General features: G+C 69.5%; 13 protein-coding genes. 8 read left to right on the forward strand and 5 right to left on the reverse strand.

The window, feature by feature from the left end; all coding sequences use genetic code 11:
- Positions 1-5 precede the first annotated feature (5 nt).
- The 3 genes from ISN75_RS07105 to ISN75_RS07115 all read left to right on the forward strand — a co-directional run bounded on the left by ISN75_RS07105 (position 6) and on the right by ISN75_RS07115 (position 2,629).
- Positions 6-830 (forward strand): DUF3025 domain-containing protein, encoded by an 825-nt coding sequence (locus tag ISN75_RS07105; RefSeq protein WP_343819841.1) that lies wholly within the window; start codon positions 6-8, stop codon positions 828-830.
- A gap of 73 nt (positions 831-903) precedes the next feature.
- Entirely contained in the window at positions 904-1,923 is a 1,020-nt protein-coding gene (phnD, locus tag ISN75_RS07110) for a phosphate/phosphite/phosphonate ABC transporter substrate-binding protein (protein ID WP_168648557.1), read from the forward strand.
- 115 nt (positions 1,924-2,038) lie between these two features.
- Complete coding sequence (locus ISN75_RS07115; protein ID WP_343819843.1) at positions 2,039-2,629, forward strand: hypothetical protein; 591 nt, start codon at positions 2,039-2,041, stop codon at positions 2,627-2,629.
- A gap of 199 nt (positions 2,630-2,828) precedes the next feature.
- Here the strand turns inward: ISN75_RS07115 and greB are convergent, their stop codons facing one another.
- From greB to ISN75_RS07130, 3 genes are read right to left on the reverse strand one after another with little or no spacing between them, the layout of a single operon-like run.
- Complete coding sequence (greB, locus tag ISN75_RS07120) at positions 2,829-3,326, reverse strand: transcription elongation factor GreB (RefSeq protein ID WP_167255808.1); 498 nt, start codon at positions 3,324-3,326, stop codon at positions 2,829-2,831.
- Positions 3,323-4,585 carry a hypothetical protein gene (locus ISN75_RS07125; RefSeq protein ID WP_168648559.1) on the reverse strand — a complete coding sequence of 421 codons (1,263 nt, stop codon included), beginning with the start codon at positions 4,583-4,585 and terminating at the stop codon, positions 3,323-3,325. Before ISN75_RS07125 ends, greB begins: the two co-directional genes overlap by 4 nt.
- A 10-nt stretch (positions 4,586-4,595) precedes the next feature.
- Entirely contained in the window at positions 4,596-6,092 is a 1,497-nt protein-coding gene (locus tag ISN75_RS07130; protein WP_167255804.1) for a helicase HerA-like domain-containing protein, read from the reverse strand.
- Between the two features lie 233 nt (positions 6,093-6,325).
- On the opposite strand from ISN75_RS07130, the gene ISN75_RS07135 reads away from it, so the two are divergent.
- Positions 6,326-7,825, forward strand: a complete 1,500-nt coding sequence (locus ISN75_RS07135) for a transglycosylase SLT domain-containing protein (protein ID WP_168648560.1) — start codon at positions 6,326-6,328, stop codon at positions 7,823-7,825.
- A 111-nt stretch (positions 7,826-7,936) separates the two neighbouring features.
- Here the strand turns inward: ISN75_RS07135 and ISN75_RS07140 are convergent, their stop codons facing one another.
- Positions 7,937-8,377 (reverse strand): hypothetical protein, encoded by a 441-nt coding sequence (locus ISN75_RS07140; protein WP_167255800.1) that lies wholly within the window; start codon positions 8,375-8,377, stop codon positions 7,937-7,939.
- A gap of 137 nt (positions 8,378-8,514) precedes the next feature.
- Positions 8,515-9,357 (reverse strand): archaetidylserine decarboxylase, encoded by an 843-nt coding sequence (gene asd, locus ISN75_RS07145; protein ID WP_168648561.1) that lies wholly within the window; start codon positions 9,355-9,357, stop codon positions 8,515-8,517.
- A 209-nt stretch (positions 9,358-9,566) separates the two neighbouring features.
- Here asd and prmB point away from each other — a divergent pair, with 209 nt between their 5' ends.
- From prmB to ISN75_RS07165, 4 genes are read left to right on the forward strand one after another with little or no spacing between them, the layout of a single operon-like run.
- Entirely contained in the window at positions 9,567-10,490 is a 924-nt protein-coding gene (prmB, locus tag ISN75_RS07150) for a 50S ribosomal protein L3 N(5)-glutamine methyltransferase (protein WP_167255796.1), read from the forward strand.
- Between the two features lie 3 nt (positions 10,491-10,493).
- Positions 10,494-11,048 (forward strand): GNAT family N-acetyltransferase, encoded by a 555-nt coding sequence (locus ISN75_RS07155; protein WP_168648562.1) that lies wholly within the window; start codon positions 10,494-10,496, stop codon positions 11,046-11,048.
- Between the two features lie 31 nt (positions 11,049-11,079).
- Positions 11,080-12,168 carry a chorismate synthase gene (aroC, locus tag ISN75_RS07160; RefSeq protein ID WP_168648563.1) on the forward strand — a complete coding sequence of 363 codons (1,089 nt, stop codon included), beginning with the start codon at positions 11,080-11,082 and terminating at the stop codon, positions 12,166-12,168.
- A 46-nt stretch (positions 12,169-12,214) separates the two neighbouring features.
- A complete protein-coding gene (locus ISN75_RS07165; protein WP_168648564.1) occupies positions 12,215-13,219 on the forward strand; it encodes a 2-hydroxyacid dehydrogenase in 1,005 nt (334 codons plus the stop codon).
- Positions 13,220-13,336: the final 117 nt, after the last annotated feature.

Raw genomic sequence — 13,336 nt, forward strand, 5'->3', positions numbered from 1 at the left:
TCCCCATGCGCTACGTGGCGCCCGCGCGCGGCTCGGTCGATCCGGCCGTGTTCCAGCGGCCGCCGCTGGCGGCCTGGCGCGAGTACGCCGACCTGCTGTGCGGGCCTGACTGGCCCGACGTCGCCCGGCTCGATGCGCTGCTGCCGCCGCAGCAGCGCGAGCGCTTCGTGGCGCAGACGCGTGCCGTGCTGGACGACGGCCTGCACTACGAGCAGCGCATCCACACGCAGGGCGCCATCGCCACGCGCGCCGCCAACTGGCACGACCTGTTCAATGCGCTGGCCTGGCTGCGCTATCCGGGGATCAAGCGCGCGCTGAATGCGCAGCAGGTGGCCGGGATCGCGCAGATGGGGCCGCGCACGCGCTCGCGGCCGCAATACGCGCTCACTCATTTCGACGAAGCCGGCGTGCTGGTGGCCGTGCGCGATCCTTCGCTGCTGGCGCTGTGGGACGCGCACGACTGGCACGGCCTGTTCTGGCGCCGCCGCGAGGCCTGGCTGGACGGTTCGATCCATGCCGAGGTGTTCGGCCATGCGCTGCTGGAGCACGCGCTGACGGACGGCAAGCTGCTGGTGGGCAAGGCCCTGGTGTTCGCCTGCGGCGACCGGGGCGAGGCCGCGCTGGCGCAGCGCTGCGCCGCCGGCATCGCGGACGGCACGCTGCTGCGAGATCCGCTCGAACTGCGCCCGCTGCCGCTGTCCGGCATTCCCGGCTGGCATGCGGACAACGGCAGCGAGGCTTTTCACCGCGGGGCCGCGTGCTACCAGCCCCTGCGCCATGGGCGGCGCTATCCGCCGCCGGTGCCGGCCGCCGCCTCGCCGCCGTCATGAACTGTCGCGGCAATTGCCGGCGCATGGGTTTCGCGGCTATATAAACGCCGGGGGCAAATCGGGGGCGGTTCTTATGACAGCCGGAACGTCGGGGCGTTGGCGCTGGATCGGATCCTGGCTGCTCGGACTGGTTTGCTGGCTGCCGCTCGCCGCGGCGGCGGCCGAAGCCGTGCCGGCGGAGCCGATCCGCTTCGGCATTCTGCCGATCGGCAGCGCGGCGGAATCGCGCGAGCAGTGGCGTCCGCTGCTGGCCGACCTGGAAAAGCGGCTGGGCCATCCGATCACCACCGTTTCGGTGAGCAGCTATGCCGGTCTTTCCGGCGCGATCGGCGAGCAACGCGTGGATATCGCCTTCCTGTCCGGCCGGCTGGCCATCGAAGCGGTGCTGCGCCAGCAGATGAGCGTGTTCGCGCAGTTCGAGCGCAGCGACGGCGCCAAGGGCAACGTGGCCTTGCTGGTGGTGCGCGCGGACGGCCCCATTCACGACCTGAGCGGCCTGCTGGCGCATCCCGGCCGCTGGCGCTATGCGCGCGGCGAGCCCTTGTCGGTGACCGGCTATGTCGCGCCGGAAGCCGAAGTGTTCGCGCCGCGCGGACTCAACTCCGACACCTTCTTCGCCCGCGTGCGCGTGGGCAACCACCAGAACAATGCGCTGGCCGTGGTCAACGGCGAAGTGGATGTGTGCAGCGGCAACAACCCGGACCTGGACCTGTTCCGCCGCAATTTCCCCGACCAGGCCGCACAGCTGAAGGTGATCTGGCGCTCCAGCCTGATTCCTTCCGGCGTGTTGGTGGTGCGCGCCGGCATGGAGCCGAAGCTGCGCAAGCAGCTGACCGATTTCATGCTGGGCTACGGCAAGGGCGGCGGTACGGCGGGCGAGCGCGAGCGCGACAACCTGGCACGCATTCCCGATCTCGCCGGTTTCGTACCCGCCAACAGCCTGGTGCTGCGTCCGTTCTCGGACATGGAATACACCTTGCAGCGGCAGCAGGCCCAGCACGGGCGCTGGGTCAGCGACGCGGCGCGCGATGCGCGGCTGCGGCAGATCGAGGCGGATCACAAGCAGGTGCTGCAGCAATTGCAGGCGCATTGAGAGCCGGGAACCCCTTTCCCGGCGTCGGAAATTCAATCTTGCTCAGCCCGCCTGGGCAGGTGAGGTTCATCCTTTATCCGTAGGGTGAGGCGTTCATGCCACCAGGAGATCTCGCATGACTCAGCACCACGCCCACCGCCGCGGCGCCTCCATGCGCTGGCTGTTCGCGCTCTCGATGATGGGCGCCGCCGCGCTGTCGCCGCTGTCGGCCTCGGCGCAGGCCAGCCCCCGCCCGCAAGCCGCACCGCAGCCGCAGGCGGCGCCGCAGCGCCAGTCCGGCCAGTCACCGGCGAACGCGAGCGGTCCCGAACTGCCCGCCGCCGACCAGCTGGCGATCAGGAATTACACGCTCAACGAAGACGTGCTCGGCCGCCTGATGGCGGTGACCAAGGAAGCGCGTGCGCAGGACATCCGCCCGCAGCCGGCGCCGGATCCCGCCAAGGTGCGCAACCTGGACGATCTGGCCAATTACGCGGTCGGCGGCGACAGCAAGCTCGCGCCGCTGGTGCAGAAGCACGGCTTCACGCCCAAGGAATTCCTGCTGGCCAATCTCGCGCTGATGAACGCGGCGCTGGCGGTGCAGGCGCGCAGCGATCCCAACCTGGCCAAGACCATCGACCAGTCGAAGGTGAATCCGGCCAACGTGGCGTTCTTCGAGTCGCACCAGCAGCAGATTGCGGCGCAGATGAGCGAAGGGGCGAAGTAACCGCGGAAGCGCGGCGTTTCGCTTTTGATCGTCATCCCGGCGCAGGCCGGGATCCAGTGGCGACCACGTTGGGTCGTGGTCGCTACGTCAAACAGCTGCTTTCAGCGTTGTGCCGACGACCGAGCGGTGTCGTTACTGGATCCCGGCCTGCGCCGGGATGACGGCTTCGATGTATGTCGCGCCGGCTCGGTAGGGCGTATCAGTACCCCACCGACACGATCGCAAACCGCGTACGCCCGCCCGGCAGCTCCGCGTCGAATTCGTCGTCCACGCGCTTCTTCAGCGCGGCCCGCGCCATCGGCGAATCGATGCTGATCCAGCCGGCTTTCGCGTCGGTCTCGTCGGGGCCGACGATGCGATAGATCACCGTCTCCCCGCTGTCCACGTTCTCCAGCTCGATGCGTGCGCCGAAGAACACCACGGCGCGATCCGCCGGTGCGCCTTCCGCCACTTTCAGCGCGGGAATCCGCTTGCTCAGGTAACGCACGCGGCGATCGATCTCGCCGAGCTGCTTCTTGCGATAGGTGTATTCGGCATTCTCCGAACGGTCGCCTTCGGCCGCGGCGGCCGCGAGCGCCTTCACCACTTCCGGCCGCAGCGTGTGCCAGAGGTGGTCCAGTTCGGCTTTGAGCTTCTCGAAGCCTTCGCGGGTGATGATCGCGGTCGAGGAGGGGGAAGGTGGGCGCCAGCGGCTCATCGGGCTTGAGGGGTATCCAGCAGTTGTCGTTCCAGGGCGATCAGTTCCGCGTGCACCGGGTGGTCCGGAAATGCGGCGGCGAGCTTGCGCAGCAGCACCAGCGCTTCGGCGGGCTGGTCCAGCCGCAGGCCGAGCTGCTGCGCGGCGAGCAGGCCGATGCGCGGCGCTTCGGGCGTGCGCGGCCACTTGGAAAGATAGCCTTTGCACAGCTTCACCGCGAGCCGGCTCATGCCCATGCGCGCGGCCAGTTCGGCCAGTGGGCCGGCGGTGGCCGGGTCGTCCGGCAGGAAGGCCGGATCGATCTCCATGCATTCCTGCACCAGGCCCAGCGCGCGCTTGCCTTCGTTGTTGGCGAGCAGGGCGGCGGTCCAGATCTGCCCGTGCACCAGCAAGGCCTCGCGCAGGCCTTCCTGGCGCAGCAGCTGGCGATAGGCCAGGTGCAGCGAGGCCGGCGCGCTGCGGTCCTGCAGGCGGCCCACCAGCATGTCGATGGCGGCGCGCGGCTGTTCCGCGGCGCGCTGCTGCACGGCGGCGAGCAGGCGGCTGTCCTCGTCCTGGCCGCTCGCGGCGACCAGGCGCTCGGCCTCGGGCGCCATGCCGAACTGCTCGTGGCGCTCGTGGATCATCGCGCCCATCAGATGGAAGCCGAGCACGATCAGATAGGTGTAGGCGAACGCATACAGCGGCTGCGCGACCAGCCGCGGCAGCACACCGGTGGCCGCTCCGGCCAGCACGATCAGCCCCGCCACGATAAGGTTGATCGTCACGGGAATCAGGTAGGCCAGGCCGAAGCCGCCGATCACGCGCAGCATCTGCAGCGGATTGAGCGCGTCGGCGAGGTTGCCCTCGAATGCCAGCGTCATGTCGATCGCCGGCAGAATCAGCACCGATACCAGCAGGATCGGCCACAGCGCACGCGGAAAGAACACCGCCGCGAGTATGCACAGCGCGGCCAGGAACAGGTGGATCGCAGTCAGCGCCCAGCCGGAGGATTCATTGCCGCCCAGGCTGACGTCCGGTGGGTCGGCGAAACCGTTGGCGGTGTGCAGCATGCAGTCCGCGGCGTAGCGCCATGTGGCCGCCCATATCGCCAGGGTGCAGATGCCGCCGAGCAGCGCCGGCAGCAGACCGACGACGAGGTGCGCCAGCGCCATCGCCGCGCAACTGGCCAGCGCGGCACCGCGCAAGGGATAGGCGAACGCCGCGGGCAGGCGTTCGGCAAAGGGTTTGTCGGCGGCGACCGTGGGGATCTTCGGCATGGTGCCGCGCTCAGCGCTTGCCGCCGAAGATGCTGCCCAGCACGCCGCGCACGATCTGCGTGCCCAGGCGCGAGCCGATGCTGCGCGTGGCCGACTTGGCCATCGCCTCGATCACGCCCTGGCGGCGGCCGTTGCCCAGCAGCACGTCGCGCACGGCGTCGCCCCAGCCGGGGCCTTCGGCCGCGGCGGGCGCGCCCTTGCCGGCCGGGGTGGCGGAAGCGACTTTCTCGCCCGCGCGCGCCGCCAGCATCTCGGCCGCCGATTCGCGGTTCACCGCGGTGTCGTACTTGGCGCCCACCGGCGAACGCTGGCGCACCGTGGCGCGCTCGGCCTCGGTGATCGCGCCGATGCGCGCGGTGGGCGAGGCCACCAGCACCTGTTCCACCGGCGAGGGCACGCCGCCATCGCGCAGAGTGGAGGCCAGGGCCTCGCCGACGGCGAGCTTGGTGATGGCGTCGGTGACGTCGAGCTTCGGATTCGGCGCGAAGGTTTCGGCCGCGGCCTTCACCGCTTTCTGGTCGCGCGGCGTGAACGCGCGCAGCGCGTGCTGCACGCGGTTGCCGAGCTGGCCGAGGATATTGCCGGGCACGTCGTCCGGATTCTGCGAGCAGAAATACACGCCCACGCCCTTGGAGCGGATCAGCCGCACCACCTGTTCCACGCGCTGCAGCAGCGCGGCCGGGGCGTCGTCGAACAGCAGGTGCGCCTCGTCGAAGAAGAACACCATCTTCGGCTGCTCCAGGTCGCCCACTTCCGGCAGCTGCTCGAACAGCTCCGACAGCAGCCACAGCAGGAAGGTGGAATACAGGCGGGGTTTGAGGATCAACTGGTCGGCCGCCAGCACGTTGATCACGCCGCGGCCGCTCATGTCCTGGCGCATCAGGTCGGCCAGCTCCAGCGCCGGCTCGCCGAAGAACTGGTCGGCGCCGTCCTGTTCCAGCTTCAGCACCGCGCGCTGGATCGCGGCGATGCTCTGCGTGCTGATCAGGCCGTACTGGGTGGAGATGTCCTTGGCGTGTTCGGCGGCGAAGCCGAGCAGGGCGCGCAGGTCGGCCAGGTCCAGCAGCAGCCAGCCGTTGTCGTCGGCCACTTTGAAAACGACTTCGAGCACGCCTTCCTGGGTGTCGTTCAATTCCAGGATGCGGCCGAGCAGGGTGGGGCCCATCTCGCTGATGGTGGCGCGCACGGGGTGGCCGAGCTTGCCGTAGATGTCCCAGAAGATCACCGGATTGGCCTGCGGCTTCCAGTCCTTCAGGTCGAGCTTGGCCAGGCGCGCTTTGAGCTTGTCGCCCGGCTCGCCGGCGGCCATCGCCAGGCCCGCGAGGTCGCCCTTGGCATCGGCCAGGAAGCAGGGCACGCCCAGGCGCGAGAAGCCTTCGGCCAGCACCATCAGCGAGACCGATTTGCCGGTGCCGGTGGCGCCGGCGATCATGCCGTGCCGGTTGCCGTAATGCGGGTCGAGGTTGACGGTGGCGCTGTCGTTGCGGCCGATGAGGATGTCAGTCATGAGGGTCCGTCCGGTAGGGGCGCGGCGATTGTAGGAGCAGGGAACGGGGAACGGGGAACGGGGGACGGGGAACGGGGAACGGGGAACGGGGAACGGGGAACGGGGAACGGGGAACGGCAGGAGCGTCGCAGCCCCATCCCCATCCTTCATATCGACCCGCATGTTCCCCGCTCCCTGTTCCCCGTTCCCCGCTCTCAAGCTATTGTCGTCGCTTTCGACACGCGACTTTCCCCATGCCGTCAACCGCTTCCGCGCGCTCCCTGCGCCTGCTTCCCCTGTTCGCGGCGCTGGCCGCGCTGAGCGCCTGCGCGAGCGGCGGCGGCACCAAGGCGGCGGCACCCTCGGCCCAGGTGAACGCGCTGTACGCGCAGCTGGACCAGGCCAGCAAGGGCTACGACACGGCGCTGCAGCAGGCGCGCGCCGGCGACGCGCAGGCTTCGCAGCAGACGCTGTCCACCTCGCTGGAGCAGCTCAAGCGCGCTTCGGCGCAGTGCGGCAGCAGCCCCGGCTGCGATCCGCAGCGCTTCTTCGCCGTGTACGACCGCCTGCTGCGCCTGAAGGACGGCAGCTTCTCGCTCGGCGACGATGTGGAAGTCAGCGGCGAGCAGACGCCCGAGGGCAGCGCCGGCACCGGCAAGACCGGCGCCGCCAGCCTGCCGCAGGCGCAGCGCAGCGTGACCCTGCTGCACGGCCAGAAGCTGTCGGAGCTGATCGCCATGAACGGCCCGGTGAAGGCGGCGCTGGAGATGTGGCTGACCCAGTGGCGCTCCAACCTGATGGACGCCTACGTCAACTATCAGTACATGCGCTACCAGATGTGGCCGGCCTACCAGAGCCGCGACCTGCCTGAGGCGGTGCTGTTCGGCATCATGGCCAAGGAGTCCGGCGGCAAGGTGCATGCGGTGTCGCGCTCCGGCGCGGCGGGCCCGCTGCAGTTCATGTACGCCACCGGCCTGCGCTTCGGCCTCAGCAGCGACGGCGGCTTCGACGAGCGCTTCGATCCGGCGCTGGCCGCGCGCGCCAACGCCGAATACCTGGACGAGCAGCTCGGCATCTTCAACAACAACCTGGAAGTGACGCTGGCCGCCTACAACGGCGGCGAGGGCCGCATGCGCCGCCTGGTCGGCGACGACACTTCGGTGAGCTTCTACGACCCGCGCATCTACAACCAGCTGTCGCAGGAGACTCGCGACTACGTGCCGGCGGTGCTGGCGGCGGCGTGGCTGTTCCTGCATCCGGACAGCTACAACCTGCGCTTCCCCAAGGTGGACGGCGTGCCGGGCAGCGTGGTGCTGAAGCGGCCGGCCTCGCTGAGCGAGCTCACGGTGTGCCTGGGTTCGGCCGGCAGCATGGAGAGCGGCTGGTTCCGCACCTTGCGCAATCTCAATCCGCGCGTCGATCCGCAGGCGGCGCTGCCGCAGGGCACCAAGCTGGTGGTGCCGAAGCTGATCGAGCCGTCCTATGCGGCGCGCTGCGCCGATGGCCCCTGGCCGATCCTGGCCAACGACCTGCATACCGCGGTGGTGCCGGTGGTGGCCTCCACGCCGGATCCGACGCCTTCGCGTTCCGCGCCGTCGAAGTCGCGCAGCTATACGGTGAAGCGCGGCGACACCCTGGCCGGCATCGTGCGCAAGCTCGGCTGCTCGGACGTGCAGGAAGTGGCCCAGCTCAACGGCATCAGGCAGCAGCACATCAAGCCGGGGCAGACGCTCAAACTGCCCGCGTGCCGCTGAGCCGGACGTAATGGGACGTAGGTTGGGGTGAGCCGCAGGCGAACCCCAACGATGCGTGGCGCTCGATGTTGGGGTTCGCCTGCGGCTCACCCCAACCTACGCAAGCGTTGCTTACGCCGCGGCGAGGCTGTTGCCGCGGGTCGGCGCCGCCTCGGTGCCGTTGCGGTGGGCTTCCTTCAAGCCATGCAGCACCTTCAGCAGATGGCGGTGCTGCAGCTGCAGCTTGAGGTGCGGGGAGTCCTTGGTCTCGTGGTAGGCCACCGCCAGCCACAGCGCCACGCCGCGGATGGCGACTTCGGCATTGTCCGACCGCGCGCGCGCATAGCCGACGTCGGTACCCTCGCCCCAGGGCAGATAGCGCTGTTCCGGCGAGGTGCCATAGAGATGCGGGAATTCGCTGCGCGAGGCCTGGCCGATCTCGCGGAGAGTCAGCGTGCCGAGCTGGACGCGCGTGCGGCGTGGCAGGCTGTCGACGATGCGCTCGATCTCGCGGAACTGACGACCCAGCTGCCGGCTGCGGCTCAGGGCGATGATCTGGCTGACGATGCGCATGCGGTTCCTCCGGTCGCGGATTCGGGATGCGGCGCGGCTGCGCGCTGCGGCGAATACGGGTGAGGATAGCGACGCCTCGCTTCGTCTTGCGCCAAAAAAGTCACAAAACGACGAAAAGCGTCACTCGGATCTGTGCGTCAGTTCGTACAGCGACCGAGACGCTGGCCCACTTGCACCACTTGCTGCGGCTGCAGCTGGTCGAATTCCGCCATGCCGTCGGGCAGCAGCAGGATCACCGTCGAACCCATGTTGAAGCGCGCCATCTCGGCGAAGCGCTCCAGCGAAATGTTCTGCCCGGCGAAGGACTTGCGGCGGATCGCCGGCGCGTACGGCGGAATCACCAAGCCGTCCCACACGGTGGCCACGGACGACACCAGGATCGCTCCCACCATCACGGCGACGAACGGGCCGCGCTCGCTCTCGAAGTGGCAGACCAGGCGCTCGTTGCGCGCGAACAGGCGCGGGATCGCCTCCACCGCGAACGGCGCCACGCTGAAGATGCGCCCCGGCACGTGCACGGTTTCCTTCAGCGTGCCGGCCAGCGGCATGTGCACGCGGTGGTAGTCGCGCGGCGACAGATAGATGGTGGCGAAGCGGCCGTTGCGGTACGGCGCGGCGGCGGCCTCGTCGCCCAGCAGTTCGGCGGCGGTGTATTCCTGGCCCTTGGCCTGGAAGATGCGCCCGTCCACGATGCGGCCGGACTGGCTGATGCGCCCGTCGGCGGGGCTCAGCAGGGCCTGCGGGTCGGCGTCGGCGCGGCGCGCGTCCGGCCGCAGCTTGCGGGTGAAGAAGGCATTGAAGTGCTGGTAGGCGAACGGATCGGGCTGGGCGGCCTGGGCCATGTCCACCTGATAGCGGCGCACGATCTGCCCGATCAGGAAGTTCTTCCACGGCACGAAGGTCCAGCGCGTGGCCCAATAGACCACCCGCGACAGCGCGCGATGGGGCAGGAGGTATTGCAGGAGCACTTTGAAAGTCATCCGGCCAGTATATCGGGTAGGGAACGGGGAACAGGGAATGGGGAACAGGTGGGTTGACATGAACGCCGTGGCTGCGACGCTCTTGCCGTTCCCCGTTCCCCGTTCCCCGTTCCCCGTTCCCCGTTCCCCGTTCCCCGTTCCCCGTTCCCCGTTCCCCGTTCCCCGGCCCGCTATACTTCGCGATCCTCCAGCCGCAGACCCTGGCCGCCGTGACCGCCGAACTCGCCTCCATCATCGATTTCATCCGCTACGGCGCCAGCCGCTTCTCGGCCGCCGGGCTGACTTTCGGCCACAGCCACGACAACCCGATCGACGAGGCCACCCACCTGGTGCTGGCCAGCCTGCACCTGCCGCCGGACATCCCGCCGGCCTACGGCGCCGGCAAGCTCACCGGCGAAGAGCGCGAGCGCGTGCTGGCGCTGATCGAGCGCCGCATCAACGAGCGCCTGCCGGTGGCCTACCTGGTCGGCGAAACCTGGTTCGCGGGGCTGAAGTTCAAGAGCGACCGCCGCGCCCTGGTGCCGCGCTCGCCGATCGCCGAGCTGATCGAATCCGGCTTCCAGCCGTGGCTGGAGCACCGCCACGTCGAGCGCGCGCTCGACCTGTGCACCGGCTCCGGCTGCATCGGCATCGCCATGGCCGAGTACAACCCGGACTGGCGGGTCGACATCGTCGACGTCAGCGACGACGCGCTGTCGCTGGCGCGCGAGAACATCGTGTTCCAGCACGTGGAAGGGCGCGTCGAGGCGGTGAAGTCCGACCTGTTCAACGGCGTGAAGGGCCGCGTCTACGACCTGATCGTGTCCAACCCGCCCTATGTCACCGAAGCCGAATACGCCGCGCTGCCGGGCGAGTACAGCCACGAGCCCAAGCTCGGCCTGACCTCCGGCGAAGACGGCCTGGACCTGTGCCTGCGCATGCTGGACGAAGCGGCCGGATACCTGAGCGAGGACGGCCTGCTGATCGTCGAAGTGGGCGAGAGCGAGCACGCGCTGGTGGAGCTGCTGCCGGAAGTCCCGTTCGTGTGGATCGAGTTCAAGGTCGGCGCCATGGGCGTGTTCGCGCTGGAGCGCCGCGACCTGGTCGAGCACGCCGACGCCATCCGCGCCGCGGCGCGCGCCCGCCACGGCTGAGCCGTGGACCTGCTGACGCCGCGCCTGCGCCTGGATGCCTTGGCCTCTGGCGACGCCGCGGCGCTGTATGCCTATCGCGGCGATCCCGAGGTGGCGCGCTACCAGGGCTGGCAGCCCGCCTCGCTGGATGAGGCGGCGGAATGGATCGAGGCGTTGGCCGCCGAACCCGCGCCGGGTCACTGGTGGCAGCGCGCCATCCGCCTGCGCGACAGCGGCGAGCTGATCGGCGACCTCGGCCTGGGCCTGGCCGCAGATGAGAAAGGCGGCGTGGAACTCGGCATCACCATCGCACCGCCCCATCAGGGCAGGGGCTATGCCGCCGAAGCGCTGCGCGCCGCGCTGGACTGGGCCTTCGCCCGCGGCGCCAACCGCGCCACCGCTTCGGTCGATCCGCGCAACACCGCCAGCGTGGCGCTGCTGTGCTCGCTGGGCATGCGCCAGGAAGCGCATTTCCGCGAAAGCTACTGGCTGCGCGGCGAGTGGGCGGACGACCTGGTGTTCGCCCTGCTGGCGCGCGAATGGCGCACCGGCGCAGACCCGGCGGCCCGTACACGCTAAGCTTGGCCGGTTAGCCCCCAGGAAAAGCCCCGTGTCCAGCAATTCCTTCGGCAAGATCTTCACCGTCACCACGTTCGGCGAGAGCCATGGCCCGGCCATCGGCTGCGTGATCGACGGCTGCCCGCCGGGGCTGCCGATCGAAGAGAGCGAATTCCGCGCCGACCTCGACCGCCGCGCTACCGGCAAGAGCCGCCACACCTCGCAGCGGCGCGAAGCGGACGAGGTGGAGATCCTCTCCGGCGTCTACGAAGGCCGCACCACCGGCACGCCGATCGCGCTGCTGATCCGCAATACCGACCAGCGCAGCAAGGACTACGGCGACATCGTCAGCACCTTCCGCCCCGGCCACGCCGACTACAGCTACTGGCAGAAGTACGGCATCCGCGATCCGCGCGGCGGCGGGCGCTCTTCGGCGCGCGAGACCACCATGCGCGTGGCCGCCGCGGTGATCGCCAAGAAATGGCTGGCCGAGCGCTACGGCGTGCGCGTGCGCGGCTATCTCGCGCAGCTGGGCGGCATCGCGCCGCAGGGTTTCGACTGGGACGCGGTGGAGCAGAACCCGTTCTTCTGGCCGCACGCGGCGCAGGTGCCCGAACTTGAGAAGACCATGGACGCGCTGCGCAAGTCCGGCGACTCCGTCGGCGCGCGCGTCAACGTGGTGGCCGAGGGCGTGCCGCCGGGCTGGGGCGAGCCGATCTACGGCAAGCTCGACGGCGACCTCGCCGCCGCCATGATGTCGATCAATGCGGTGAAGGGCGTGGAGATCGGCGACGGCTTCGCCGCGGTGGCCCAGCGCGGCAGCGAGCATCGCGACGAAATGAGCCCCGCCGGTTTCGCCTCGAACCATGCCGGCGGCATCCTCGGCGGCATCAGCACGGGGCAGGCGGTGACCGCTTCGATCGCGCTGAAACCGACGTCGAGCATTCTGATTCCCGGCCACAGCGTGAACCTGGCCGGCGAACCGGTCGAGGTGGTCACCAAGGGCCGCCACGATCCCTGCGTGGGCATCCGCGCCACGCCGATCGCCGAGGCCATGATGGCCCTGGTGCTGATGGACCACGCCTTGCGCCATCGCGCCCAGTGCGGCGACGTGGGCGAGGTGAGTCCGCGCCTGGCGTGAGCGCGCTTTGCGTGCACCGCCGGCGCGGCAAGACTGATGTGAGTACATGAGCGCAAGACAGAAAGTGTGGGTGTCGCGCCCCTTGTTTCCGGAAGTGCTGGCGCGGCTGTCCGAATACGTCGACGTGCAGGCCGAGGCGATCGAGCGCCGGCATGCGCCGGAAGCGCTGCGCGAGCACCTGTCCGGCGTCGATGGGGCCATCATCGGCCTGGCCGACCCGGTGGGCGCGGCGGTGGTGGAAGGCAACCAGCGCCTGCGCGTGATCGCCAATCTGGCGGTGGGCTACAACAACCTCGACGTGCCGGCGCTGACCCGCGCCGGCATCCTCGCCTGCAACACCCCCGACGTGCTCAACGAGACCGTGGCCGACTACGCCTGGGCGCTGATGCTGGGCGCCGCGCGTCGCGTCGGCGCCGCCGAACGCTGGCTGCGCGCGGGGCAGTGGCAGGGCGGCATGCGCTTCGACGACTGGCTGGGCGTCGACGTGCACGGCAAGACGCTGGGCATCCTGGGCATGGGCCGCATCGGCCAGGCCATCGCGCGCCGCGCGGCCGGCTTCGACATGCATGTGCTCTATCACAACCGCTCGCGCCTGCCCGAGCCGGTGGAGCGCGAATGCCGCGCCAGCCCGGTCGACAAGGCCGAACTGCTGCGCCGCGCCGATCACCTGATCCTGGTGCTGCCGTATTCGCGCGAAAGCCACCACGCCGTCGGCGCGGCGGAACTCGCGCTGATGAAACCCACCGCGGTGCTGGTGAACGTGGCCCGCGGCGGCATCGTGGACGACGCGGCGCTGGCCGCCGCGCTGCGCGAGGGGCGGCTGGCGGCCGCGGGGCTGGACGTGTTCGAGGGCGAGCCGGCGCTGCATGCGGACCTGCTGCGTCTCGAGAATGTCCTGCTCAGCCCGCATATCGCCAGCGCCAGCGCGGATACGCGCCGCGCCATGGCCGCCCTGGCCGCCGATAATGTGCTGGCCGCGCTGGGCCACGGACCGCGCGCCGGACGTCCGCCGGCGCCGCTCAATCCTGAAGTGATGAAACGTTGGTCCTAAAAAGCGGCTGTTTCAAAGCGTGATGCCATTCACGCCCAGGCAGATCGCGTATTGTTTTGCCCTCAACCCCGGCTAGATTTCCGTTGATGCGGATGTCGGCCCCGTTCGGACGGATCT

The sequence above is a fragment of the Dyella marensis genome (assembly GCF_049532885.1).
Taxonomy (GTDB): Bacteria; Pseudomonadota; Gammaproteobacteria; order Xanthomonadales; family Rhodanobacteraceae; genus Dyella_D; species Dyella_D marensis.